At 75.0% G+C, this 25,910-nt stretch carries 21 protein-coding genes; 11 read left to right on the forward strand and 10 right to left on the reverse strand.

The window, feature by feature from the left end:
• The first annotated feature begins 138 nt into the window (after positions 1-138).
• Genes AAG589_RS09805 through AAG589_RS09820 form a run of 4 tightly spaced genes read left to right on the forward strand, consistent with a single transcriptional unit; the run spans position 139 to position 4,993 of the window.
• Positions 139-2,373, forward strand: coding sequence for a polyribonucleotide nucleotidyltransferase (locus tag AAG589_RS09805; protein WP_430567029.1), 2,235 nt, complete (start codon positions 139-141; stop codon positions 2,371-2,373).
• Between the two features lie 7 nt (positions 2,374-2,380).
• Positions 2,381-3,709, forward strand: coding sequence for a M16 family metallopeptidase (locus AAG589_RS09810; protein ID WP_430567030.1), 1,329 nt, complete (start codon positions 2,381-2,383; stop codon positions 3,707-3,709).
• Positions 3,710-3,746: 37 nt separating this feature from the next.
• Entirely contained in the window at positions 3,747-4,520 is a 774-nt protein-coding gene (gene dapB / locus AAG589_RS09815) for a 4-hydroxy-tetrahydrodipicolinate reductase (protein WP_430567031.1), read from the forward strand.
• Complete coding sequence (locus AAG589_RS09820) at positions 4,517-4,993, forward strand: tetratricopeptide repeat protein (RefSeq protein ID WP_430567032.1); 477 nt, start codon at positions 4,517-4,519, stop codon at positions 4,991-4,993. Before dapB ends, AAG589_RS09820 begins: the two co-directional genes overlap by 4 nt.
• On the opposite strand, the gene AAG589_RS09825 is transcribed toward AAG589_RS09820, so the two are convergent.
• The 4 genes from AAG589_RS09825 to AAG589_RS09840 form a co-directional block, all read right to left on the reverse strand.
• A complete protein-coding gene (locus AAG589_RS09825) occupies positions 4,971-5,540 on the reverse strand; it encodes a hypothetical protein (RefSeq protein WP_430567033.1) in 570 nt (189 codons plus the stop codon). The two genes, AAG589_RS09820 and AAG589_RS09825, sit on opposite strands and share 23 nt — an antisense overlap.
• Before the next feature lie 99 nt (positions 5,541-5,639).
• Positions 5,640-6,818: an MFS transporter gene (locus tag AAG589_RS09830; protein ID WP_430567034.1), complete on the reverse strand. Its 1,179-nt coding sequence runs from the start codon at positions 6,816-6,818 to the stop codon at positions 5,640-5,642.
• Positions 6,819-6,849: 31 nt separating this feature from the next.
• On the reverse strand, positions 6,850-8,712 hold the full coding sequence (locus AAG589_RS09835) for a glycoside hydrolase family 3 protein (protein ID WP_430567035.1): 1,863 nt from the start codon (positions 8,710-8,712) through the stop codon (positions 6,850-6,852).
• Positions 8,712-10,022, reverse strand: a complete 1,311-nt coding sequence (locus AAG589_RS09840) for an MFS transporter (protein WP_430567036.1) — start codon at positions 10,020-10,022, stop codon at positions 8,712-8,714. Before AAG589_RS09840 ends, AAG589_RS09835 begins: the two co-directional genes overlap by 1 nt.
• A 178-nt stretch (positions 10,023-10,200) precedes the next feature.
• Between AAG589_RS09840 and AAG589_RS09845 the strand changes: the two genes are divergently transcribed.
• Entirely contained in the window at positions 10,201-10,839 is a 639-nt protein-coding gene (locus tag AAG589_RS09845) for a TetR/AcrR family transcriptional regulator (RefSeq protein ID WP_430567037.1), read from the forward strand.
• A 61-nt stretch (positions 10,840-10,900) separates the two neighbouring features.
• Here the strand turns inward: AAG589_RS09845 and AAG589_RS09850 are convergent, their stop codons facing one another.
• The 5 genes from AAG589_RS09850 to AAG589_RS09870 all read right to left on the reverse strand — a co-directional run bounded on the left by AAG589_RS09850 (position 10,901) and on the right by AAG589_RS09870 (position 16,450).
• On the reverse strand, positions 10,901-13,222 hold the full coding sequence (locus tag AAG589_RS09850; protein ID WP_446719702.1) for an aryl-beta-d-glycosidase: 2,322 nt from the start codon (positions 13,220-13,222) through the stop codon (positions 10,901-10,903).
• A 105-nt stretch (positions 13,223-13,327) separates the two neighbouring features.
• Positions 13,328-13,837, reverse strand: coding sequence for a GNAT family N-acetyltransferase (locus AAG589_RS09855; RefSeq protein ID WP_430567038.1), 510 nt, complete (start codon positions 13,835-13,837; stop codon positions 13,328-13,330).
• A 49-nt stretch (positions 13,838-13,886) separates the two neighbouring features.
• On the reverse strand, positions 13,887-14,207 hold the full coding sequence (locus tag AAG589_RS09860) for an AzlD domain-containing protein (RefSeq protein WP_430567039.1): 321 nt from the start codon (positions 14,205-14,207) through the stop codon (positions 13,887-13,889).
• Entirely contained in the window at positions 14,204-14,923 is a 720-nt protein-coding gene (locus AAG589_RS09865; protein WP_430567040.1) for an AzlC family ABC transporter permease, read from the reverse strand. The genes AAG589_RS09860 and AAG589_RS09865 overlap by 4 nt, the downstream gene beginning before the upstream one ends.
• Before the next feature lie 60 nt (positions 14,924-14,983).
• Complete coding sequence (locus AAG589_RS09870; RefSeq protein WP_430567041.1) at positions 14,984-16,450, reverse strand: NAD-dependent succinate-semialdehyde dehydrogenase; 1,467 nt, start codon at positions 16,448-16,450, stop codon at positions 14,984-14,986.
• An 83-nt stretch (positions 16,451-16,533) separates the two neighbouring features.
• Between AAG589_RS09870 and AAG589_RS09875 the strand changes: the two genes are divergently transcribed.
• The 6 genes from AAG589_RS09875 to AAG589_RS09900 all read left to right on the forward strand — a co-directional run bounded on the left by AAG589_RS09875 (position 16,534) and on the right by AAG589_RS09900 (position 24,550).
• Positions 16,534-17,058: an AAA family ATPase gene (locus tag AAG589_RS09875; protein WP_430567042.1), complete on the forward strand. Its 525-nt coding sequence runs from the start codon at positions 16,534-16,536 to the stop codon at positions 17,056-17,058.
• A 43-nt stretch (positions 17,059-17,101) separates the two neighbouring features.
• On the forward strand, positions 17,102-18,040 hold the full coding sequence (gene dapA, locus AAG589_RS09880; protein ID WP_430567043.1) for a 4-hydroxy-tetrahydrodipicolinate synthase: 939 nt from the start codon (positions 17,102-17,104) through the stop codon (positions 18,038-18,040).
• 22 nt (positions 18,041-18,062) lie between these two features.
• Positions 18,063-19,748 carry a ribonuclease J gene (locus AAG589_RS09885; protein ID WP_430567044.1) on the forward strand — a complete coding sequence of 562 codons (1,686 nt, stop codon included), beginning with the start codon at positions 18,063-18,065 and terminating at the stop codon, positions 19,746-19,748.
• 90 nt (positions 19,749-19,838) lie between these two features.
• On the forward strand, positions 19,839-20,618 hold the full coding sequence (locus AAG589_RS09890; RefSeq protein WP_430567045.1) for a DUF4328 domain-containing protein: 780 nt from the start codon (positions 19,839-19,841) through the stop codon (positions 20,616-20,618).
• A gap of 31 nt (positions 20,619-20,649) precedes the next feature.
• Complete coding sequence (add, locus tag AAG589_RS09895; protein WP_430567046.1) at positions 20,650-21,690, forward strand: adenosine deaminase; 1,041 nt, start codon at positions 20,650-20,652, stop codon at positions 21,688-21,690.
• 271 nt (positions 21,691-21,961) lie between these two features.
• The gene (locus tag AAG589_RS09900; RefSeq protein WP_430567047.1) at positions 21,962-24,550 is read left to right on the forward strand and encodes an FtsK/SpoIIIE family DNA translocase; all 2,589 of its coding nucleotides are present in this window, start codon (positions 21,962-21,964) and stop codon (positions 24,548-24,550) included.
• 16 nt (positions 24,551-24,566) lie between these two features.
• Here AAG589_RS09900 and AAG589_RS09905 read toward each other — a convergent pair whose 3' ends face one another.
• Entirely contained in the window at positions 24,567-25,871 is a 1,305-nt protein-coding gene (locus tag AAG589_RS09905; RefSeq protein ID WP_430567048.1) for a CapA family protein, read from the reverse strand.
• Between the last annotated feature and the right edge of the window lie 39 nt (positions 25,872-25,910).

Below are 25,910 nucleotides of genomic sequence, written 5' to 3' on the forward strand. Positions count from 1 at the left end.
CCGCGCCGCCGGATCCTCGTCCGGTCCTCGGTAGTGGCCCCCCGAACCGTCCGGCCTGCAGGCCGGGCCCGGCTCCGTGGGCCTCGATCGAAGACCGCCGAGCCGCGGCGGCGCCCTCGTAGATCAAGGAGGGCACCCGTGGAGGGTCCCGAGATCCAGTTCGCCGAGGCCGTCATCGACAACGGCCGCTTCGGCACCCGCACCGTCCGCTTCGAGACGGGCCGCCTCGCCCGCCAGGCCGCCGGCTCGGTCGCCGCGTACCTGGACGGCGAGACGATGCTGCTGTCGGCCACGACGGCCGGCAAGCACCCCAAGGACCAGTTCGACTTCTTCCCGCTGACGGTGGACGTCGAGGAGCGGCAGTACGCCGCCGGCAAGATCCCCGGCTCGTTCTTCCGCCGCGAGGGTCGCCCCTCGACCGAGGCGATCCTGGCCTGCCGCCTCATCGACCGCCCGCTGCGCCCGCTGTTCGTCAAGGGCCTGCGCAACGAGGTCCAGGTCGTCATCGACGTCCTGGCCATCCACCCGGACGACGCCTACGACGTGCTGGCGATCAACGCCGCGTCGGCGTCCACGCAGATCTCCGGCCTGCCGTTCTCCGGCCCGGTGGCCGGCGTGCGCGTCGCGCTGATCGACGGCCAGTGGGTCGCGTTCCCGAAGTACTCGGACCTCGAGCGCGCCGTGTTCAACATGGTCGTGGCCGGCCGCATCGTGGGCGACGACGTCGCCATCGCGATGATCGAGGCCGAGGCCACGGACGACGCGTGGAAGCTCATCAAGACCGAGGGCGTCGCCGCGCCGACCGAGGAGGTCGTCGCCCAGGGCATCGAGGCGTCCAAGCCGTTCCTCAAGGCCCTCTGCGAGGCGCAGGCCTCGCTCGCCGCCCAGGCGGCCAAGGAGGTCAAGGAGTACCCGGTCTTCCTCGACTACCAGGACGACGCGTTCGCCGCCGTCGAGGACGAGGTCTCCGCGACGCTGCGCGACGCGCTCGCCATCGCGGACAAGCAGGACCGCGAGAACCGCCTCGACGAGCTCAAGGAGGGCCTGCTCAGCGCCCTCGGCGAGCGCTTCGAGGGGCGCGAGAAGGAGCTGTCGGCCGCGTACCGCGCGCTGCAGAAGAAGCTCATCCGCCAGCGCGTGCTCACCGAGGGCGTGCGCATCGACGGTCGTGGGCTCGCGGACATCCGCACCCTCTCGGCCGAGGTCGAGGTCATCCCGCGCGTGCACGGCTCCGCCCTGTTCGAGCGCGGCGAGACCCAGATCCTGGGCGTCACCACGCTGAACATGCTGCGCATGGAGCAGCAGATCGACTCGCTCGGGCCGGTCACGCGCAAGCGCTACATGCACAACTACAACTTCCCGCCGTTCTCCACGGGCGAGACGGGCCGCGTCGGCAGCCCGAAGCGCCGCGAGATCGGCCACGGCGCGCTGGCGGAGCGGGCCCTCGTGCCCGTGCTGCCGAGCCGCGAGGAGTTCCCCTACGCGATCCGCCAGGTGTCGGAGGCCCTCGGGTCCAACGGCTCCACCTCGATGGGCTCCGTCTGCGCCTCGACGCTCTCGCTGCTCAACGCGGGCGTGCCGCTGAAGGCGCCGGTCGCGGGCATCGCGATGGGCCTCATCTCCGACACGGTCGACGGCGAGACCCGCTACGCCGCGCTGACCGACATCCTGGGCGCCGAGGACGCGTTCGGCGACATGGACTTCAAGGTCGCCGGCACCAGCGAGTTCGTCACGGCCATCCAGCTCGACACCAAGCTCGACGGCATCCCGGCGTCGGTCCTGGCCGGCGCGCTGACCCAGGCCCGCGACGCGCGCCTGACCATCCTCGAGGTGCTCGCCGAGGCGATCGACGTGCCCGACGAGATGTCCCCGAACGCCCCGCGCGTCATCTCCGTGAAGGTGCCGGTCGACAAGATCGGCGAGGTCATCGGGCCCAAGGGCAAGATGATCAACCAGATCCAGGAGGAGACGGGCGCGGACATCTCCATCGAGGACGACGGCACCGTGTACATCGGCGCCACCGACGGCCCCTCGGCCGAGGCCGCCCGCGCGGCGATCAACGCGATCGCCAACCCGCACGTCCCCGAGGTGGGCGAGCGCTTCGTCGGCACCGTCGTCAAGACGACGTCGTTCGGCGCGTTCATCTCCCTCTCGCCGGGCAAGGACGGTCTGCTGCACATCAGCCAGATCCGTAAGCTCGTGGGCGGCAAGCGCGTCGAGAACGTCGACGACGTGCTGTCCGTGGGCCAGAAGGTCCAGGTCGAGATCGGCGAGATCGACCCGCGCGGCAAGCTCTCGCTCGTCGCGGTGACCGAGGACGACAAGTCCGACGAGGCCGCCGAGCCCGCCGCCGACGCACCCGCGGAGGCCTGACGCTCTGATGACCTGGCACCTCCCGCTCGTCCCCGCGGGCGAGCCCGGTGCCGACCTGACCGCCGGGCAGGACGGTGCGACCATCCGTCGCACGGTCCTGCCCGGCGGTGTTCGTGTGCTCACCGAGCAGATGCCGGGCCTGCGCTCGGCCACGGTGGGCGCCTGGGTCGGCGTGGGCTCGCGCGACGAGACCGATGGGCACTTCGGCTCCACGCACTTCCTCGAGCACCTGCTGTTCAAGGGCACGCCCCGCCGCTCGGCGATGGACATCGCCGAGGCGTTCGACGCGGTCGGCGGCGAGGCCAACGCCGCCACGGGCAAGGAGCACACCTGCTACTACGCCCGGGTGCTCGACGCCGACCTGCCGATGGCGGTCGACGTCATCGCCGACATGGTCACCTCGGCGCGCCTCGACTCCGACGAGCTCGAGACCGAGCGCGGCGTGATCCTCGAAGAGCTCGCGATGAACGACGACGACCCGGGCGACGTCGTGCACGAGGAGTTCTCCGCCGCCGTGCTGGGCACGCACCCCCTGGGTCGGCCCATCGGCGGCACCCCGGAGACGATCCGCGCCGTGCCGCGCGACGCCGTCTGGGAGCACTACCGCTGGCACTACCGGCCCGAGACGCTCGTGGTCTCCGCCGCCGGCGGCGTCGACCACGACGCGCTCGTCGGGCAGGTGTCCGACGCGCTGGCCGCCGGCGGCTGGGACCTGCCCGCGGGTGCGGCCCCGCGGGACCGGCGCACCACCGCCGCCGAGACGGACGGGGTGCCGGCCGACGGCGTCGAGCTGACGATCCGGCGCCAGGTGGAGCAGGCGAACGTCATCGTCGGGTCCACGGGCCTCGCGGCCACCGACGACCGTCGTTTCACGCTGTCGGTCCTCAACGCCGTGCTGGGCGGCGGCATGTCGTCGCGCCTCTTCCAGGAGGTGCGCGAGCGCCGCGGCCTGGCGTACACCACGTACTCGTTCGCCTCCGGGCACGGCGGGCTCGGCACCTTCGGGCTCTATGCGGGCTGCTCGCCCGCGAAGGTCGACCAGGTCACCGAGCTGCTCGTCGCCGAGCTGGAGCGCATGGCGGCCGAGAACATCACCGACGCCGAGCTCACCCGCAGCATCGGCCAGCTCTCCGGCGGCCTCGTGCTGGGCCTGGAGGACTCCGGCTCGCGCATGAGCCGGCTGGGCAAGGCCGAGCTGGTGTACGGGGAGCTGCTCAGCCTCGAGGAGTCGCTGGAGCGGGTGCGCGCCGTGACCGCCGACGACGTCCGCGAGCTGGCCGCCGACCTGGCCTCGCGCCCCCGGTCCGTCGTGCGCGTCGGGCCCTTCGGCGACTGACCTCCCGCTCCACCATCAGATCGGAGACCAGATCCCCATGAGCAAGACCCTCAAGGTGGCGGTGCTCGGCGCGGCCGGGCGCATGGGCGCCACCGTCTGCCGCGCGGTCGAGGACGCGGACGACCTCGAGCTGGTCGCCCGCCTCGACGCGGGCGACGCCGTCGACGCCGGCAGCCTGGCCGGCGCGGACGTCGCGATCGACTTCACCGTGCCGGCGGCCACGGAGGCCAACGTGCACGCGGTGCTCGACGCCGGCGCGCACGCCGTCGTCGGCACCACGGGCTGGGACGACGCGTCGCGCGGTCGCGTCGCGGAGCACCTCGAGCGCGTCAACGCCGGACGCGAGGGCCGGGGCGGCCTCGGCGTCCTCATCGCCCCGAACTTCGGCCTGTCCGCCGTGCTCGCGATGACGTTCGCCGCCAAGGCGGCGCGGTACTTCGAGTCTGCGGAGGTCGTGGAGCTGCACCACCCCGACAAGGTGGACGCGCCCTCCGGCACGGCGCGGCACACCGCCGCGGCGATCGCCCGCGCGCGCTCGGAGGCGGGCCTGGCCGCGATGCCCGACGCCACCCAGACGGGCGTCGAGGCGCGCGGCGCCGACGTCGACGGCGTGCGCGTGCACGCCGTCCGGCTGCGCGGGCTCGTGGCGCACGAGGAGATCCTCTTCGGCAACGTGGGCGAGCAGCTGACGATCCGGCAGGACTCGTTCGACCGGGTGTCGTTCATGCCCGGCGTGCTGCTCGCGGTGCGCGAGGTCGTCTCCCGGCCCGGGCTCACCGTGGGCCTCGAGAACGTGCTGGACCTGTCGTGAGCGACGCGCCGCGCCGGCGGCTGCCGCGCGGGCTCGCGGGGGCGGTCGCCGTCACCGCGCTGCTCGCGCTGTACGTCTGGGCGATCGCCGGGCGCGGCGCCGCGATGATCCGCACCGGCGAGCCGGTGCTCATCGCGATCGGGATCGCCGTCCTGGTCATCCCGCTGCTCGTCATCGTGCTCGTCGCGCGGGAGTACCGGCTCGCCATGCGGGTGCAGCAGATGGCCGACACGCTGGCCGCGGCGGGCGAGCTGCCCGTGGACGACCTGCCGCGCTCGCCGGGCGGCCGCGTCGACCGCGCGGCGGCCGACGCCGTGTTCGAGGAGCGACGCGCCGACGTGGAGCGCGACCCGGACGACTGGAAGACCTGGTATCACCTGGCGTTCGCCTACGACGCGGCGGGCGACCGCCGCCGGGCCCGCGAGACGCTGCGCAAGGCGTCGTCGATGTTCAGGCCCGGCGCGACGTCCTGACCCGGCCGCCGGCCGGGTCCCGCGGCGCGGCCGGCGGGCCCAGCGGCGCGAGCCGCGCCCAGCAGTACAGCCCGTGGCGCACCTGACGGGCCCGGTCGGCGAGCTCGCCGAGCGCGACCAGGGCCGGCACGAGCCGGCCCGGGGCCCCGTCGCTCACCACCGTCGCCGCGTGCGCGACGGCGGCCAGCCGCTCGGGCGCGGCGGCGGCCAGCGCCCCCGCGAGCTCGTCCGAGACGGCCACCACCCAGGGGCCCTCGTCGGCGCCGTCCACGAGAGCCCCGTGCCGCGGGTAGGCCGTGACCTCCGCGTACGGCCGCGAGCACAGCGCCTCCGCGACCCGTCCCAGCATCACGAACGGCTCCACGGCCGGCAGGCGCACGGTGTCGAAGAGGGGACGGCCCGAGCCGCGCGCCAGGACCGACGGACCCACGTCCTGGTGCACCACCGTGGCGGCCACGGCGTCGGTGGGGGCCGCGAAGTAGTCGGTGAGGAGCGGCGCGGCGCGGTCGCCGCGCGACGTCCCCGGCGGGTTGCCCGACAGATGCATGGCCTCACCGTCGCACCGCGGTGCTACGGGCGCGTCACGGCGTGGTGACGCCGAGGGAACGGCTCGTCCGGTCTGACGCAGGGCCGGCGAGCGGTGGGGTCAGGGCTCGCGCGGGAACGCGCGCGGGGCCGCGAGCACCACCACCAGCGCGACGGCGACGATCGCGGCGCCCGTCAGCGCCAGCGCCTGCGACCCCGGGCCGGCGATGACGGCGGAGCCGATCGCCGCGCCGACGCCGATGCCGAAGTTCGACGAGCCGTTGACGAACGCGCCGATGACGTCCGGGCCCGCGCCGTGGGTGCGCAGGGCCGCGGCCTGGGTGGTGGCGGGCACCGCCCCGAAGGCGGCGAGCCACACCGCCCCGGCGACGAGCAGCCCGGCGGCGGACGACAGGGTGAACGCGACGACCACCAGGGTGGCCGCGATGGTGGCGACGGCTGCCACGGCGACGGCTCGGGGCGCGCGGTCCAGGTAGCGCGCCGCCGCCCACAGCCCGACCAGGCCGACGGCGCCGAACGCGAGCAGCACCGGCCCGACGGCGTCGGGGGAGAGGCCGGCGGCCAGCAGCAGCGGGGAGACGTACGTGTAGACGGTGTAGTGCCCGGCGAACAGCACCGTGATGGCGAGGACGACGAGCGCGAGGCTGCGGCGTCCGGGACGAGGGCCGTCTCCGGCCGCACGGGCCGGCTCGACGGCGACGGGCGGCAGCAGACGGGCCACGAGCAGCGACGTCACGAGGCACAGGGCGGCGAGGATCCCGAACGACCAGCGCCAGCCGACCGCCGCCCCGAGCGAGGTGGACAGCGGCACGCCGAGGACGAACCCGATCGTGCCGCCGGCGGTCACGAGCGTGAGGGCCCGTCCCGTGTACAGCGGGCCCACGAGGCGGGACGCGTACGCGATCGACACGGAGAAGAACACCGCGTGCGCCAGGCCCCCGAGGATCCGACCGGCGGCGAGCACCGCGTAGGAGGGCGCGAGCGCGACGGCGAGGTTGCTCGCCGCGTACGCGACCAGGGTGCCCAGCAGCAGCGGCTTGCGGGCGAACCTCCGCGTGGCCACCGTGAGCGGCACGGCCGCGGCCGCGACGACGAACGCGTACACCGTCACGAGCAGCCCCGCCGTCGACTCCGAGACGCGCACGCCGTCCGCGATCTGCGGCAGCAGGCCGACGGGGAGCATCTCGGTGGTGATCGCGGCGAAGTTCGTGACCGCCAGGACGGCGATGCCGCCGGCCGCCTCCCGGATCGTGGCGGCGGGGACGGGGGAGCGGGTCACCGACTCATCCTCCCATCCCCGCTTCCCCGGCTCAGACGCTCAGGCCGTGGCCGAACCGGAACAGCGGGTCGGCGGTGTCGAACGGGACGTCCTCGCGGGACGCCTCGACGGCGGCGGTCGAGCGGGGCAGGTCGAACGGGAGCCGGCCCTCGGGCGGCACGACGCCGGTGAGGGCGTCGAGCAGCGCGGGCGTGGAGGCGCCGAAGTTCACGACGAGCGAGCCGCGGTCGCCCAGGGCCTCGAGCACCGGGGCGAGGATCGCCGGCCGGTCGAGGTAGACGTCGACCACGGTGGGCACCTGCGCCGCGACCTCGGCCACGTGCGCCACGACGTCGGCGGGGAAGTCGAGCGAGCCGGCGTGGAAGAAGCCCTCGAAGCCGGGGCCGCGGTCCTCGTACGGCGCCTTGAGGCGCAGCAGCGCGACGTCGGCCTCGGCGGGGGTATCGACGACCGTCGCGCCGCTGAGCGTCTCGAGAGTCTCCGGGGCCTCGGCGTCGGCCGCCCCCTCGACGTAGACGCGCAGGCCGCGGGCCAGCGGCAGGCGCGCGGCGCCGTCCGCGGCGGACGCCAGGAGCGTGACGGACCGCGACTGGGCGCGCCGGCCGGCGGCCACGAGGTCCGGGTGCCCGACGACGGCCTCGGCGGCGTCGAGGTCCACGTACCGGGCGTCGTCGAACAGGCCGAGCTCGAACTTCTCGCGCAGCAGGCGGGCGACGGACTCGTCGAGGCGCGCCTCGGCGACGCGCCCCGCACGCACCAGCTCCACGACGAGCTCGGGGCACGCCTCGCCGCCGAGCTGGTCGGCGCCGGCCGCGAGGATCTTGTCCACGCGGTCGATCGGCGCCAGGTGCTCGACGCCCCAGGCGCGCGCCGGGAACGGCCGGCCCATGATCTCGGCGTCGGACACCAGGCCCCAGTCGGTGCAGATGATCCCGTCGAAGCCGAGCTGCTCACGCAGCAGGCCGGTGAGGACCTGCTTGTTGAAGCCGAACCCGACCTCCTCGATCGAGGCGCCGTCCACGTCGAGGCCGACCGGCATGCCGTAGTACGGCATCATCTGCCGCGTCCCGGCGGCGAGCAGGTCCTTGAACGGCTCCAGGTGCTCGGCGAAGCGGCCGCCGGGGTACACCTGCTCGCGGCCGTAGGCGAAGTGCGGGTCCTCGCCGTCCTGCTGCGGCCCGCCGCCGGGGAAGTGCTTGGTCATGGTCGAGACGGAGCGGGTGCCGAACGTGCCGGGCAGCCCCGCCTCGCGGGCGACGTCGCCGGTGGCCTGGAAGCCGCGCACGTACGCGGCGCCCATGCGGCCGGTGAGCTCCGCGTCCTCGCCGAACGTCCCGTTCGCCCGGGCCCAGCGGGGCTCGGTGGCGAGGTCGACCTGCGGGTGCAGCGCGGTGCGGATGCCGACGGCGAGGTACTCGCGGCGGGCGGCGTCGGCGTGCTCCTCGACCAGGCGCTCGTCGCGGGTGGCGGCGAGGCCGAGGGTCTCGGGCCACTGCGAGAACGGCCCGGACAGCAGCGCGGTGCCCGGGTTGTCGGTGAACGCGTGCCGCGGGTCGCTGGAGACCGTGACGGGGATGCCGAGCCGCGTGGACGCCGCGAGCTCCTGCAGCCGGTTGTGCCAGGCGGCGAACTCGCGCGCGGTGGCCGGCGCCGCCAGGACGTTGAAGTGCGTCATCTGCCGCTTGACCAGCATGTCGGTGGTCGCGGGCACCCCCATGGCGGACGGGCCCTCGGACAGCGTGCCGCCCTCGCCCACCTCGATCATCGTCTGGAAGAGCTGGCCGGCCTTCTCCTCGAGCGTCATGCGGGCGAGGAGGTCGGCCACGCGCTCGGCGACGGGGCGCGACGCGTCGCGGTACGGGGCGTCGGCGGGGGGCTGGGTGGTCTCGGTCATCAGCGGGCTCCTCGGATGAACAGGGTGGCCACCGCGCCGAGGGCGACGATGACCGCGGAGATGGCGAACAGGGCCGTGTAGTTGCCGCCGCCGGTGGCGCCGACGGCGAGGAACGCCGGGGCGAGGGCCGGGGCCACCGACTGCGGCAGCGCGTTGGCGATGTTGAACACGCCCATGTTCTTGGCGGCCTCGGTCTCGGCGTTCGGCAGCACGTCGGTGACGAGCGCGAGGTCGACGGCGAAGTAGGCGCCGAGGCCCGCGCCGAAGAGGGAGGCGCCGAGGTAGAGCATCGACGGGTCCTGCACGACGGCGAAGACCAGCAGCCCGGCTCCCGCGAGCAGGGTCGCCACGACGACGAAGACCTTGCGGCGGCCCGTCTTGTCGGACAGCACGCCGCCGAGCACGGAGGCGAGGACCACGACCACGGCCTGCACGACCATGAGGCGCAGCTGCCAGCTCAGGGCGGTGGCGTTGTCGAAGCCGAACCGGTCCGTCAGGAAGTACAGCTGGTAGGTGTTGTACAGCGCGAAGCCGAACAGCATGAGGAACCGGCCGAGGAACGTCCACGCGAAGTCCGGGTGCTTGCGCGGCGAGACCCAGAAGCCCTTGAGGAACGCACCGAGGCGGAACGGCTCGAGGCCCGCGCGGTCGAGGTGACGGTCCTTGAGCACCGCGACGAGGGCGAGCACGCCGACGACGGCGAGGAACGTGGGGACGAGGAAGATCCAGATCTCGTTCGCGCCCGCGGCGGTGAAGGCGAACGCCAGGCCGATGCCGACGAGCGGCGCGAGCTGCTGCCCCATGCCGAGCAGCGAGGACACGCGGGCACGCTGCGCCTCGGCGACCTGGTCGGGAAGGAGCGCCTGGAGCGCGGCCTGGGCGCCGTTGAACGCCGCCTGGGCGACGGCCCACCCGATCACGACCAGCCAGATCGACGGGGCGAAGGCGATGAGCAGCAGGCCGGCCGCACCGAGCAGCACGCCCCACAGCAGCCAGGGGCGACGCATGCCGAGCCGCGAGGTGGTGCGGTCGGACAGCGCGCCCGCGACCGGGTTGGCGACGAACGCGAAGAACGCGCCCACGCCGGTGACCAGGGCGAGGTTGGTGGCGCGGGTCTCCGGGGTGGACAGCGCGTCCACCTTGAGGGCGAGGGTGCTGACCACGGGCGTCAGCACGGCGATGTACATCGCGAAGAACGCGACGACGTAGGCGACGACCGTCCCGGTGCCGGCGGCGGGTGCCCCGCCGGGGGTGCGGGTCGGGGACACGGGGGTCTGGCCCACCGCGGTGGGGGCCTGAACGTCTGCCATGGACGACTCCTGATTCTCTGCCGGGACCGCCGTCGGACCCGCGCCGTGACCAATGCTTACCAGCCGGTCGGAAAGTGAGGTTACCGCATGGTAGGTATTGGTGCCAAGGGTCCTGCCGAGCGGCGCGCGTGCGCACCGTCCCGTCGGACGAGCGGCGATTCGAGGGGAGAATGGCGACGTGAGCGACACGACGACGGACACGGTGGACCGGCCACGGGGGTACGCGAAGGGGCGCGCCAAGCGGGAGGAGATCCTGCAGGCGGCGATCGTCACGTTCGCCGAGGTCGGGTATCACGGCGCCTCGTTGCGCGAGATCGCGGCGCGGGTCGGCATCTCGCACCCGGGCCTGCTGCACCACTTCCCGACCAAGGCGGCGCTGCTCGAGGCGGTGCTGGAGCACCGGGACGCCGTCGACGAGGCGGGGTTCGCCGAGGAGCTGGAGCAGGGCCGCGGCTACCTCGAGGCGCTCGTGCGGCTGGCGCAGCGGAACGCGCTGCGGCGGGCGGTCGTCGAGGTCTTCGCCGGGCTCTCCACGGAGGCGACCTCGGCCGAGCACCCGGCGCACCGGTACTTCGACGAGCGGTACGCGGACGTCGTCTCGCGCTCCCGGGCGGAGCTGGAGCGGCTCGCGGACGAGGGGCGGCTGCGCCCCGGCGTCGACCCGGCCGTCGCCGCGCGGACGGTCGTGGCGCTCATGGACGGCCTGCAGGTCCAGTGGCTGTACTCGCTCGAACGGCCGCGCGCCGAGCGCGTCGACATGGCCGCCGACCTGCGCGCGTACCTCGACCTGATCATCGCCGCCCCTGCCGCTGACTGAGCCTGTCGAGACCCGGATGGACGCGGATCCGGGTCTCGACAGGCTCGACCGACGATCGAGGTCAGGCGTTCGCGGTCTCGATCAGCTGCCCCAGCGCGGCGCGGTCGAAGCCGGCCATGCCGAAGTCGACGACGACGGCGAGCGGCATGTCGGCGACCATGGACAGCATCACGGGGTCGAGGCCCGCACCGTCGATCGTGGCCCGCACCACGGGCCCGGCCACGGGGTGCGCCATGGCCTCGCCCACGGTGGACAGCTCGTGCAGCGGCAGGGTGACGTCCTCGCCGACGACGTCGACCACCAGCTCGGCGCGCAGGTCGCGCGACGACGCGCCCACGGCGACGCGGAACTCGCCGCCCTCGACCACCCAGCGGCGCAGCACCGGGTGCCAGTACGACAGGTCGCGGGCGTCGAGGTCGAGGGTCACGACCTGCGACGCGCCGGGGTCCAGGTGCACCTTGGCGAACCCCTTGAGCTCGCGCTCGGGGCGCTGCACCTGCGCGGCCGGGTCGCCGACGTACACCTGGACGACCTCGGCGCCCGCGACGGCGCCCGTGTTGGTCACGCGCACCGAGACGCGCACGCGGGCGTCCGCCCCGGTGCCGGAGACCTCGGCCGCGGCGTCGTCGTACGCGAAGGTCGTGTACGACAGGCCGTGCCCGAACGGATAGGCGACGTCGACCTTGCGGGCGTCGTACCAGCGGTAGCCCACCAGCACGCCCTCGCCGTAGCGGACGTGCCCGAGCTCGCCGGGGAAGTTGCCGAAGGCGGGGGTGTCCTCGAGCCGCAGCGGCAGGGTCTCGGTGAGCTTGCCCGACGGGGTGACGGCGCCCGTGAGGACGTCCGCGACGGCCGAGCCGCCCGCCTGACCGCCGAGCCAGCCGGTGAGGAGCGCGGGGGCCGCGTCCTGCCACTCGGACACGGAGATCGCGGACCCGCCGGCGAGGACCACGACGACGCGCGGGTTCGCCGCGGCGACGGCGCGCAGGAGGGCGACCTGGTCGGCCGGCAGGTCGAGGTGCTCGCGGTCGTAGCCCTCCGACTCGTACGCCGCGGGCAGGCCGAGGAACACCAGGACGGTGCCCGCCCCGCGGGCGACCTCGACGGCCTCGGCCACGAGAGCCTCGGGGGAGCGGTCGTCGTCGGGGCCCTCGGCCAGGGTGTAGCCGGGGGCGAAGGGGACGTCCGCGCCGGCGGCCGACCGCAGCGCGGTGAGCGCGTCGTCGAGCCGGGTCGGGTTGACCTGCGAGGACCCGGCGCCCTGGTAGCGCGGGGTCCGGGCCAGCTCGCCGACGACGGCGACCTCGGCGGGCGCGCCCAGGGGCAGGAGCGGGGCGCCGTCGACCGGCTCGTTCCTGAGCAGCACGGTGCCCGCGGCGGCGGCCTCGCGGGCCAGCGTGTGGTGGGCGTCGACGTCGAACTCCCCGGGTGCCTCCAGCGCCGGCAGGGAGCGGGCCACGAGGCCCAGCACGCGGCGCGCGGCGGCGTCGACGAGGCCCTCGTCCAGCTCGCCGGCGCGCACCGCGGCCACGACCTCGGCGTCGGTGCGGCCGCCCGAGGCCGGCATCTCGAGGTCGAGGCCGGCCGCGACCGCGGCGACGCGGTCGCGCACGGCGCCCCAGTCGGACACGACGAGGCCCTCGAAGCCCCACTCGTCGCGCAGCACGGTGGTCAGCAGCCAGTCGTGCTGCGAGGCGTAGACGCCGTTGACCTTGTTGTAGGAGCACATGACGGTCCACGGCTGCGCCTTCGTGACGACGCGCTCGAAGGCCGGCAGGTAGATCTCGCGCAGGGTGCGCTCGTCGACGTCGGCGGACACGCGCATGCGGTCCGCCTCCTGGTTGTTGGCGGCGAAGTGCTTGAGCGACGTGCCGACGCCGAGCGACTGGATGCCGTCGACGAGCGCGGCCGCGAGCTCGCCGGCGACCACCGGGTCCTCGGAGAAGTACTCGAAGTTGCGCCCGCACAGCGGGGACCGCTTGATGTTCACGCCCGGCCCGAGCAGGACGGCGACGTCGTTCGCGCGCGTCTCGCGGCCCAGCGCCTCGCCGACCCGGCGCAGCAGGTCGGCGTCCCAGCTGGAGCCGAGCGCGGCGGCGGTGGGGAAGCAGGTGGCGGGGACGCTGTTGCCGATGCCCAGGTGGTCGGCGCTCTCGGCCTGCTTGCGCAGGCCGTGCGGGCCGTCGGTGACCATGACGGACGGGACGACGGTCTCGCCGTCGCGCTCGACCTGCTGGGTGTGCCAGAAGTCGAGGCCGGAGAGCAGCGAGGCCTTCTCCTCGAGCGTGAGCGACGCGAGCACGCGCTCGACGTCGAACGGCTGGGCGGGCTGCCGGGGGGAGTCGTCCGCCGTCGTGGCGGGCGCGGTCTGGTCGAGGGTCACGGGTGCGCTCCTGGGGTCGGCGATGTGCAACCCCTGCAGCGTAGCAAGAAACCTACCGCACGGTAGGGAAGGGTGCCGGGGTCGGACGACGGGTCGGATGGTGGGTCAGATGGCGGCGGACCAGCGCCGCTCGACGACGTCGCGGACGCCGGTCGCCAGCGTGCGTGACGTGCCGTCCGGACCCAGGCCGGCCGAGGAGAGGAACCGCTCGCGCGCGGCGTCGTCGTCCAGCACCCAGGTCACCATCTGCTCGGCGCCGTCCGTGCGGAGCCGGTCGACCGCGGCGGACAGCAGCCGCGACCCGTGCCCCCCGCGCTGGTGCCCCGGCTCCACCTCGAGGGCCACGAGCTGTCCCGGTCCCACGGCCGCGAAGCCGACGATCTCCGGCCCGTCGAGGGCCACGAGCACCGCGAAGCCCGGGCCCGGGGGCGCCGTGATCGCGCGCGCCCACCGCTCGCGCATGGTGGCGGTGTCGAGGGCGTCGACGACGCCGTCGCCCAGCGCCACCTCGTGGGTCGCGCGCCACGCGGACACCTGGACGCGGGTGACCGCGTCCTCGTCGCCGGGGACGGCCGGGCGGACCGAGACGTCGGCCGTGTCGCGGAAGAGTGCCATCCGGCCACCCTAGTGACCGGGCGGTTCCGCGCGGTCCGTCGGTGGGCCGTCAGCCCCAGCCGAGCGCGCGCAGGCCCGCCGCGGTCGCGGCCGCGAGCACGACCACGAGGATGAAGGGGGCCTGCAGGGCGAGGGCGATCGCGGCGACGGCGAGCGCGGGCACGCGCGCGTCGATGACGAGCGACTGCCCGTCCGCGAACGTCTGCACCACCACGAGGGAGACGAGCAGCGCCACGGTGACGAGGGTCGACGTCCGCTGCACGCGGTCGGTGGCGAGCCAGTGCTCGGGGATGAGGTGGCCCGCGAGCTTGAGCCCGAAGCTGAGCAGGGACGCGGCGAGCACGGTGACCCACAGCACGGTGGTGGTCATGCGGCCTCCTTCCGGCCGTCCGGAGCGCTCGGGGCGCGCGGCGTCGAGACCACCCCGACGACGATCGCGACGGCCGCCGCAGCGAGCACGGGGAGCCCGGCCGGGACGACGGGGATGAGCGCGGCCGTGACGGCCACGGCGAGCGCCGCCACGACCTGCGCGCGCCGGGCGGCCAGGCGGGGCCACACGAGCGCGAGGAACGCGGCGCCGGCCGCCGCGTCGAGCCCCCAGGCGCGGGGGTCGCCGAGCGCGTCGCCGGCGAGGGCGCCCACCAGCGTGAACGCGTTCCACAGCACGAACACGCCGAGCCCGGTGACCCAGAACCCCGCCCGCGTCGCGGCGCGCTCGCGCTGGCCGACGGCCACCGCCGTCGACTCGTCGATGGTGAGCTGCGCCGCCGCGAGCCGCCGCCAGCCGCGCACCTCGAGCAGCGGGGCCACGACGGCGCCGTACAGCGCGTTGCGCACGCCCAGCAGCGTGGAGGTCGCCACGGCGGCGACGGGGGAGCCGCCCGCGGCGACGACGCCGATGAGGGCGAACTGCGACCCGCCGGAGAAGAGCAGCAGGCTCAGCGTCATGGTCTGGGGCACGCTGACGCCGGCCACGACCGAGAGCGCGCCGAACGAGATGCCGTACAGGCCCGTGGCGACCGCCACGCTCGCCCCCTGGCGGACGGCGGACCGCACCGCCGGGTTCCGCCCCTGTCCTCGTGTCACGCGGGGTAGGAAATCACGGCGCGCCCGGGCGGCGGAAAACGGACCGGTCCGGGCGCCGGCTCACAGGGCCACGTACACCGTCTCGAGGAACTCCTCGAGGCCCGCCTCGCCGCCCTCGCGGCCCAGGCCGGACTGCTTCATGCCGCCGAACGGCGCGCTCGCGTCGGAGACCATGCCGCGGTTGATCCCGATCATGCCGGCGTCGATCTCCGCCCCGACGCGCAGCGCCCGGTCCAGCGACGTGGTGTACGCGTAGGCCGCGAGGCCGTACTCGGTGTCGTTGGCGAGGGCGATCGCCTCGTCGTCGTCGGCGAACGCGACGACGGGCGCCACGGGGCCGAAGATCTCCTCGCGCACCGCCCGCGCGTCCCGGTCGACGCCGGCGAGCACGGTGGGCTCGAAGAACGTGCCCGGGCCGTCGGGACGCCCGCCGCCCGTGAGCACCTGCGCCCCGCGGTCCGTGGCGTCGTCGACGAGCTCGGACACCTTCGCGACGGCCGAGGCGTCGATGAGCGGGCCGACGTCGACCCCGTCGGTGTCGCCGCGCCCGACGCGCAGGCCCGCGAACCGGTCGGCGAGGCGGCGCGCGAACTCGCGGGCCACGGAGTCGTGCACGAGGAAGCGGTTGGCCGCGACGCACGACTGCCCGGCGCCTCGCAGCTTGGCCACCGTCGCGCCCTCGACGGCCGCGTCGAGGGCGGCGTCGGCGAAGACGACGAACGGCGCGTTGCCGCCCAGCTCCATCGACGTGCGCAGCACCTGGTCCGCGGACTGCTTCAGCAGCGTGCGGCCCACCGCCGTCGAGCCGGTGAAGGACAGCTTGCGCAGCCGGTCGTCGGCGAGCAGCGGCGTCACGAGGTCCCCCGAGGCCGCCGTGGGCACGACGTTGACGATGCCGCGCGGGAGCCCTCGCTCGGCCGCCTCGGAGCGGATGACCTCCGCGACCAGCATGGTCGTCAGCGGGGTCTGGTGCGCGGGCTTGATCACGACCGTGCAGCCCGCCGCGAGTGCGGGCCCGATCTTGCGCGTCGCCATCGCGATGGGGAAGTTCCACGGCGTGATCAGCAGCGCCGGGCCGACGGGCCGGCGGTGCACGAGCTGCCGGTTCGCGCCGGCCGGCGCGGTGCGCACCAGGCCCTCGGCGCGGACCGCCTGCTCGGCGTACCAGCGCAGGAAGTCGGCGCCGTAGAGGACCTCGGCCCGCGCCTCGGCCAGCGGCTTGCCGCACTCGGCCGTGATGAGCGACGCGACGGCGTCGCTGCGCGCGACGATCCGCTCGTAGACGGCGCGCAGCAGCTCCGAGCGCTCGCGGGGCGGCACGGCGCGCCACGCCGGCGCGGCGCCGGCGGCGGAGGAGAGCGCCCGGCGCCCGTCCTCCGGGGACGCGTCGGCGACGTCGAACAGCACCTCGCCCGTCGCGGGGTCGGTCACCTCGAAGGTCCGGCCGCCCGACGCCGCGGTCCACTGGCCGTCGGCGAGCATGCCGGTCGGCAGGTGGGCGACGAGCGCGGGGGACAGCGAGCTCATGCCCCGAGTATGCACAGGGCGCCGTCCGCTCGACACGCGGAGCGGTGACGCCCGCCGGGCCGGCGGCTCCCTACGATCGCCGGATGGGTGACGGGCGGGACGAGGGCCCCGCGACGCTGCTGCTCCTCAACGGGCCGCCGGGCGTGGGCAAGTCGACGCTCGCGGTGGTGCTCGCGGCCGGGCGGCCCGGCACGCTCGTCCTCGACGTGGACGTGGTCCGCACGCTGATCTCCGGCGACCCGGCCGAGGCTGCGGAGCCGGCGCGGCGCCTCGCCCTGGACATGGCGCGCTCGCACCTGAGCTCCGGCGCCGACGTCGTCGTCCCGCAGCTCGTGGCGCGGCCTGACCAGGTGGCGCGCTTCGCGCGTGCCGCCGCGGACGGCGGGGCCCGGTTCTCGCACGCGATGCTGCGGGCGTCGCCGGCCATCGTCGCCGCTCGGGTCGCGGCCGACGGCTCCGCCCACCGGGCCGGGCTGGACGACGCCACGCGGGCCGCGTACGACGCCGGGCTGCGGCGGGTGGCGCGCCGGGGCGACGTGGCCGTGGTCGACGCCGACGCGGACGTCGCCGACGTGGCGCGCCGGCTGGGGCGGCTGCTCGACGGGTGAGTCCCGTCCGTCGTGCGCCGTCGCGCCCGGTACGGTTGACCTCATGACGCTCGCCCCTGCCGCCGCGCGCCCGTTCGGCGCCGTCCTCACCGCGATGGTGACCCCCATGACGCCCTCGGGCGACCTGGACCTGGATGCGGCGGTCAAGGTGGCGAAGCGCCTGGTGGACGACGGCAACGACGGGCTCGTGCTGTCCGGCACCACCGGCGAGTCGCCGACGACGCACGCCCCGGAGAAGGCGGACCTCGTGCGCGCCGTCGTGGACGCGGTCGGCGACCGGGCGTACGTCCTGGCGGGCGCCGGCTCCAACGACACCGTGCACGCGGTCCGGATGGCGGAGCAGGCGGCCGAGGCCGGCGCCCACGGGCTGCTCGTCGTCTCGCCCTACTACTCGCGCCCCTCGCAGGAGGGCCTGTACCGGCACTTCGCGACGGTCGCCGACGCCACCGAGCTACCCGTCATGCTGTACGACGTCCCGGGGCGCACCTGCGTGCGGATCGCGGCGTCCACCTACGAGCGCATCGCGCGGCACCCCCAGGTCGTCGCGACGAAGGACGCCACCGGCGACGTGTCGTCGGTCGCGCCCCTGGCGGCCGCGACGGGCCTGGCCTGGTACTCGGGCGACGACAGCCTGCTGCTGCCGTTCCTGTCCATGGGCGGGGCCGGCGTCGTGTCCGTCTCCGCGCACGTCGTGGGCGGGGCGTTCGCCGAGGTCGTGCGGCGCTGGGACGCCGGGGACACCGCGGGCGCCCTGCAGGCCTACCTGCCCACCGTGCCCGTCATCGAGGCGCTCAACGGCGCCGGCGCGCAGGCCGTGATGGCCAAGGCCGCGCTCGAGGCGCTCGGCGTCCTCGACAACCGCGAGCTGCGCCTGCCCAACGTGGCCGCCTCCGAGGACGACGTCGCGCAGCTGCGCGACGCCCTCGCGACGGCGGGCTACCTGAACGACGGCGTCCGTGCGGGCGCCACCACTCTTCCGTAAGACCTACCGGCCTGGAGGCCCCGTGAGCCACCCTCACCCCGAACTTCCCCTGCCCCCCGCCCTGCCGTCGAAGGGGCTGCGCATCGTGGCCCTCGGCGGCCTGGGCGAGGTGGGCCGCAACATGGCGGTCCTCGAGTACGAGGGGCGGCTGCTGGTCATCGACTGCGGCGTGCTCTTCCCCGAGGACCACCAGCCCGGCGTGGACCTGATCCTGCCGGACTTCGAGTACATCTCCGGCCGTCTCGACGACATCGAGGCGATCGTCCTCACCCACGGGCACGAGGACCACATCGGCGCCGTGCCGTACCTGCTGCGGCTGCGCCGGGACATCCCGCTGGTCGGCTCGCGGCTCACCCTCGCGTTCGTCGAGGCCAAGCTCAAGGAGCACCGCATCAAGCCGGTGCTGCGCGTCGTGGCGGAGGACCAGACCGCGCGGTTCGGCCCGTTCGACTGCGAGTTCGTCGCCGTCAACCACTCGATCCCGGACGCGCTCGCCGTCGCGGTCACGACCGGCGCCGGCACGGTGCTGCACACCGGCGACTTCAAGATGGACCAGCTGCCGCTCGACGGCCGCATCACCGACCTGCGCGCGTTCGCCCGGCTGGGCGAGAAGGGCGTCGACCTGTTCATGGTCGACTCCACCAACGCCGAGGTGCCCGGGTTCGTCACCAACGAGGTCGAGATCGGCCCGGCGCTGGACGCCGCCTTCGCGCAGGCGGAGAAGCGGATTGTCGTCGCGTCGTTCTCCTCGCACGTGCACCGCGTGCAGCAGGTGCTCAACGCCGCCCACGCGCACGGCCGCAAGGTCGCGCTCGTCGGCCGCTCGATGGTGCGCAACATGGGCATCGCCGCCGAGCTGGGCTACCTCGACGTCCCGCCGGGCGTCCTCGTCGAGCTCAAGCAGGCGGCCAGCCTGCCCGACGACCGCATCGTCTACATGTCCACCGGGTCGCAGGGCGAGCCTATGGCCGCGCTCAGCCGGATGGCCAACGGCGACCACAAGGTGCAGGTCGGCCACGGCGACACGGTGATCCTCGCGTCGTCGCTCATCCCGGGCAACGAGAACTCGGTGTTCCGGGTCATCAACGGGCTCACCCGCCTCGGCGCCCGCGTCGTGCACTCCGGCAACGCCAAGGTGCACGTGTCCGGCCACGCCAGCGCCGGCGAGCTCCTGTACTGCTACAACGTGCTCAAGCCGAAGAACGTCATGCCCGTGCACGGCGAGGTCCGCCACCTCGTGGCGAACGGGGCGCTCGCGGTCCGCACGGGCGTGCCGGCCGACCGCGTCGTGCTCGCCGAGGACGGCGTCGTCGTCGACCTCGTGGACGGCAAGGCGTCGGTCGTGGGCGCGGTCCCGTGCGGCTACGTCTTCGTCGACGGCTCGACCGTCGGCGCGGTCACCGAGAACGAGCTCAAGGACCGCCGCACGCTGTCCGAGGAGGGTTTCGTCTCCGTCTTCGCGGTCGTGGACACCGCCACCGGCAAGGTGCTCGCCGGCCCGCAGATCCTCGCGCGCGGCATGGCGGAGGACAACGCGGTCTTCGAGGAGATCCAGCCCGACGTCGTGAAGGCGCTCGAGGACGCGATCGCCGGCGGCGCCACCGACGCCTACCAGCTGCAGCAGGTGATGCGCCGTGTCATCGGGCAGTGGGTCAACCGGCGCCTGCGTCGCCGGCCGATGATCGTGCCGGTGGTCGTCGAGGCCTGACGGCGGGACGTCCGCCCCGGTCGGGGCGTCCGTGCGGCGGGGCCGCGCCAGTAGGCTGGCGCGGCCCCGCCGCCGTCCCCGGAGGAATCGATGACGCAGCCCGAACCGTTCACCCCGCCGTCCGGCGCGGCGCCGCCCGAGCAGCCGCACGCCGCGCCGGTGCCCGCGCCGCGCTACGGCGCGTACGCCCCGGGCGGCGTGCCCGCCGCGGGAGGCGCGCCGGCCGCCGGGAGCGACCCGTGGGCGCCCCCGGTCGCGCCGGCCCCGCTGGTGCCTGCCGGGCTCGCCACGGCGACGGTGGCCCTGGCGACGGCGTGGGTCGCACTGCAGGTGCTCCTCCTGGCGACGGCGTTCCCGGCGGTCGCGCCGTACGAGGCGGCGCTCGCGGCGGGCCGGCCCCTGTCGTCGGTCTGGACGGCGTACGACGCGATCGGCGGCTTCGTCATGCCCGTGCAGGTCGCGGCGTTCGTCGTCGCGTGCCTCTGGCTGCAGCAGTGCCGCCGCGTCGCCGTGGGGCTCGCCCCGGCCGCGCGGCAGGTGCGCGGACCGGTGTGGGTCTGGCTCGGCTGGGTGGTGCCCGTCGTGTCCCTGTGGTTCCCGTACCAGGTGCTGCGCGACGTGCGCGCCGCCGCGGTGGGCGGCGCGACGCCGGCCAGGCTCGGCTGGTGGTGGGCCTGCTGGCTGATCGGCCTCTGGTCGTCGAACCAGGCCGCCTTCTCGGCGGTCGGCTTCGGCTCGCGCGACCCCGCGACCATCCCCGTGTTCGAGGGCGTCGCCGCGGTGGCCCTCGTGGCGGGCGGCGTGATCTGGGTCGGTCTGGTGCGCGAGATCACCCAGGCGCTGCGGGCCCGGCTCGCCCCCGTCGCCTGACGCGCCCGGACGGGCCCGTACGCTGCCTGCCATGACCGCACCGCCGACGACCCCTCGCCCGCCGCGCGCCGAGCTGCACCTGCACCTGGAGGGCACCCTCGAGCCCGAGCTGGCGTTCTCCCTCGCCGAGCGCAACCGGGTCGCGCTGCCGTTCGCGGACCCGGCCGCGCTCCGCGCCGCGTACGACTTCACGGACCTGCAGTCGTTCCTGGACCTGTACCACGCGACGTCGCAGGTGCTGCGCACGGCCGAGGACTTCGCCGACCTCACCGTCGCGTACCTGCGGCGGGCGGCGGCGGGTGGCGTACGGCACGCGGAGGTCATGGTCGACCTGCAGACCCACGTCGCCCGCGGCGTGCCGCTCGAGGAGGTCGTGGCGGGCGTGGCGCGAGGCCTCGCGGACGGCGAGGCCGAGACCGGGGTCTCCGGGCTGCTGATCGCCGCCTTCCTGCGCCACCGGCCCGCGGCGGAGGCGGACGCGCTCCTGGACGACCTGCTCGCGCTGGACGCGCCCGTCGCCGGCGTCGGCCTGGCCTCCACCGAGGTCGGGTTCTCGGCCGCGCCGTTCGCGCCGGCCTTCGCGAGGGCCGCCGCCCACGGGCTGCGGCGCACGGCGCACGCCGCCGAGGAGGGGCCGGCCTGGCACGTCACCGAGGTGCTGGACGTGCTCGGCGCCGAGCGGGTGGACCACGGCATCCGAGCCCTCGAGGACCCGGACGTCGTCGCCCGGCTCGTGCGCGACCAGGTGCCGCTCACCGTGTGCCCCGTGTCCAACGTCCGGCTGCGCGCCGTGCCGTCGCTCGCCGAGCACCCGCTGCCCCGGATGCTCGCGGCCGGGCTCAACGTCTCGCTGAACTCCGACGACCCGTCGTACTTCGGCGGCTACGTCGACGAGGTCGACGACGCCGTGACCGCGCAGTTCCACCTGACGCGCGACCAGCGCGCCGACCTTGCCGCGGCGTCGTTCCGCGGGTCCTTCCTCCCGGCCGAGCGGGTCGCGACGCACGTGGCCGACGTCGAGGCCTGGCGCGGCGCGAGCGGCAACACGCGCCCGGGACCTGCGGCGTCGTGACCCGCGGCGCGGGTACCGTGGGGGCATCATGGCGACCCGGACACCCGCCCGCAGGATCACCGGGACTCCGCGGGGGACGGCACGAACGGGGCGGACCGCATCCGTGGCCGCCCCGACCCGGCGCGCGCCCGCCCGGTCGTCCTCCGGGCGCTCGTCGGGCAGATCGACCACGTCGTCCAAGGGGTCGGGCAGGTCCACCAAGGGGTCGGGCCGCGGCTCCGCCGGGCGCCGGCCGCCGGCGCGGACCGGACCGTCCTGGCCCGTCCGGGCGGTGCGAGGCCTGTACCTGGGCGTCGCGCACGGGCTCGGCGGACTGACCCGCAGCATCACCAAGGGAGCAAGAGACCTGGAACCCGAGCACCGCCGAGACGGCGTCGCCTTCTTCCTCATCGCCCTCGCGCTGGTCGTGGCCGCGCGCGAGTGGTGGGGGATCTCCGGCACCTTCGGCACCGTCGTGCACGCCGTCGTCGCCGGCACCGTGGGCCTGGCCGGCGTGGCCGTCCCCGTGCTGCTGCTGTGGCTCGGGTTCCGCGTCATGCGGCACCCCGAGCGGGGCCAGGCCAACTCCCGTGTGGCGATCGGCCTGATCTTCATCGTGCTCTCGGTGTGCGCGCTCGTCGCGATCGCCGAGGGCACCCCGGCCCCGGCCGACGGGTTCGAGGCCCTGCAGGACGCGGGCGGCATCATCGGCTACCTGGCCGCGACGCCGGTCGTGACCGGGCTGACCGAGTGGGTGGCCGTCCCGCTCTTCCTGCTCCTGGGCTTCTTCGGGCTGCTGGTGGTCACGGCCACGCCCGTGCACCGCATCCCCGAGCGCCTGCGGGGCCTGTACGACCGCCTCACCGGGAACCACCGCCCCGACGAGGCCACCGACGACGACGGGCTCGCGCTCGCCGAGGGCGTCTCCCGGCACGACGGCACGGACCCGGCGCCGCGCAAGAAGCGCACCCGCAAGACGAAGGCGCAGCGCGCCGCGGAGGCCGCCGCGGCGGACGGGCTCGACGAGTACGCCGGCGACGAGGCCTTCGAGAAGGCCGCCGTGCTCGAGAAGGAGGCGGCCGCGGGCCGTGCCGCAGCCGCCGCGGCGAAGGCCGGCCGGGGCGCCGCGACCCAGCGCGTCGGGGCCGCGGCGACCGCGCCGGTCGAGGCCGTCGCCACCGCCCCCGAGGAGCCCGCGCCGGCGCCCGCCGGCGAGCTGCCGCCGATGGGCCGCGCCGAGCAGCCGATGCTCGACGGCGACACCGTCTACCTGCTGCCCAGCGAGGACTCCCTGGGCAAGGGAGCGCCGCACAAGACGCGGTCGGCGGCGAACGACCGCGTGGTCGAGGCGCTCACCAAGGTGTTCGACGACTTCGGCGTCGACGCGCAGGTCACGGGCTTCACCCGCGGGCCGACCGTCACGCGGTACGAGGTCGAGGTGGGGGCCAAGACCAAGGTCGAGCGCATCACGTCGCTGTCGAACAACATCGCCTACGCGGTGGCGAGCGCCGACGTGCGCATCCTGTCGCCGATCCCCGGCAAGTCCGCGATCGGCATCGAGATCCCGAACTCCGACCGCGAGACGGTCGTGCTGGGCGACGTGCTGCGGTCCTCGGCCGCGCGCCGCACCGAGCACCCGATGGTCATGGGCGTGGGCAAGGACGTCGAGGGCGGGTACGTCGTCGCGAACCTCGCGAAGATGCCGCACATCCTCGTCGCCGGCGCGACGGGCGCTGGTAAGTCGAGCTTCATCAACTCGATGATCACGTCCATCCTCATGCGCGCCACGCCCGAGCAGGTCCGCCTCATCCTGGTGGACCCGAAGCGCGTCGAGCTGACGATCTACGAGGGCATCCCGCACCTCATCACGCCAATCATCACCAGCCCGAAGAAGGCCGCCGAGGCGCTGGACTGGGTGGTCCGCGAGATGGACGCGCGCTACGACGACCTCGCGACCTTCGGCTACAAGCACCTCGACGACTTCAACGCGGCGGTCCGCGCGGGCAAGGTCAAGCCGCTGCCGGGCTCGGAGCGCAAGATCGCGCCCTACCCGTACCTGCTGGTCGTGGTGGACGAGCTGGCCGACCTCATGATGGTGGCCCCGCGCGACGTCGAGGCCTCGATCCAGCGCATCACCCAGCTCGCGCGCGCCGCGGGCATCCACCTCGTGCTCGCCACGCAGCGGCCGTCGGTGGACGTCGTCACGGGCCTCATCAAGGCGAACGTGCCGTCGCGCCTCGCGTTCGCGACGTCGTCGCTCGCCGACTCCCGCGTCGTGCTCGACCAGCCCGGCGCGGAGAAGCTCATCGGCCAGGGTGACGCGCTCTTCCTGCCGATGGGCGCGGCCAAGCCGATGCGCGTGCAGGGGGCCTGGGTCACCGAGTCCGAGGTGCACAGCGTCGTCGAGCACGTGAAGGAGCAGCTCAAGCCGGTCTACCGCGAGGACGTCACCGCGCCGGCCGCGGCGAAGAAGCAGGTGGACGAGGACATCGGCGACGACCTCGACCTGCTGCTGCAGGCCGCGGAGCTGGTGGTGACCACGCAGTTCGGCTCGACGTCGATGCTGCAGCGCAAGCTCCGGGTGGGCTTCGCCAAGGCGGGGCGCCTCATGGACCTGCTCGAGTCGCGCGAGATCGTGGGGCCGTCCGAGGGGTCGAAGGCACGCGAGGTGCTGGTGAGCCCGGACGACCTGGCGTCCGCCCTCGCTCTGCTGCGCGGCGAGACGCCGCAGGCCTACGACCAGGCCGCCGACGACGGGTCGGCCGCGGCCGGCGACGGCGGGGCGGACCCGTACGCCGACGGCACCGACGGGCACGCGCCGCCCGTGGCGAAGGACTACCACGACGACGCCGACACCGACCCGGAGAACGGCTGGCGCTGAGGACGCGCGCGGCACCTCAGCCGTGGCGGGGGACGACCCGCGGCGGCGGTCCCGTCGTCGCGGCGGGCTCGCGCCGTTCCTTCGCGACGTCGCCGACGGCGTCGTGGACCCGCTCCTGGCGCGCGTCGAGCTCCGCGGGGGACAGGGACGTGCCGCCGGGACGGTCCAGCACGTCGGGCAGCGCGTGCACCTCGTGCCCCGCGCCGACGTCGACGGTGGCCCCGGTCCAGCGGACGCCGGTCACGAGGACGGGGTCGCCCGGCGCGTCCTGCGTGAACCGCGCCGTGAGCAGCACGCCGTTGCTGGTGCGCGCGTCGCAGCAGTCGGCGCTCTGGTTGGACAGCAGGTTGCCCAGGCCGTAGGCCACCCACATGCCGTGGCCGTCGGGCCCCGCACCGACCCGGTCGATCCGCTGGGGCACGTGGGCGTGGTGCCCGATGACGAGGTCGACCTGGCGCGACCGCGCCAGGCGGCGCACCACGTCCTCCTGCTGGTCCGTGAGGTCCTCGGTGTACTCCGTCCCGGCGTGCAGGCTCACGACGACGGCGTCGGCGCCGTCCGCGCGGGCCGCTCTCGCCTGCGCCACGAGGCGGCGGCCGTCGATGAGATCGACCGCCCAGGGCGCGTCCGGGTCCGCGGTGGCCGGGTTGAGACCGTACGCGGCGGCCAGGTGCACCACGGTGAGGTCGCGCCCGGCGCGGGCGAGCACGTAGCGCTGCGGCTCGTCCTGCTCCGCGCGGTCGCGGGCGGTGCCGGCGTGGCCCATGCCGGCGGCGTCGAGGCGGCGCAGGGTGGCCCGCACGCCGTCGACCCCGCGGTCGAGGGAGTGGTTGGACGCCGTGGAGCACCCGTCCCAGCCCTGCTCCGCCAGGTCGCGCACGAGGGCGGGCGGGGCGCCGAACAGCGGGTAGCCGGTCGGCTCCGTGCCCCGGGGCGCGACCGGGACCTCCAGGTGGCACAGGGCGAGGTCCGCGCCCCGCACCCAGGGGTCGAGACCGGCGAGCAGCGGGGAGAAGTCGGGGTCGGCGGCGCCGCCGGCCGAGCGGACGACAGGGGCGTGCGTGAGGAGGTCGCCCGCCGCGAGCAGCGTGAACGACGCCGGCCCGGGCGCAGGATCCGGGGACGGGCTCGGCGTGGGTGCCGCGGTCGGGCGAGGGGCGGTCGTGGGCGCCGGCCCAGGCGCGGCTCCCGGTGCGGTCGGGCCGGGCGACGAGCCACCCAGCGCGAGCGTGCCCGCCACGCCGACGGTCGCGCCGGCGAGGGCGGCGACGGCGTAGAGCCACCGCGCGGGACGTCCGTCGTCGGACGCATGGCGTGCCACCCGAGGAGGGTACTGCCGGCCGCCCCGGCACGGCGGGAC

The organism is Isoptericola sp. F-RaC21 (assembly GCF_038593535.1).
Classification (GTDB): Bacteria; Actinomycetota; Actinomycetes; order Actinomycetales; family Cellulomonadaceae; genus Isoptericola.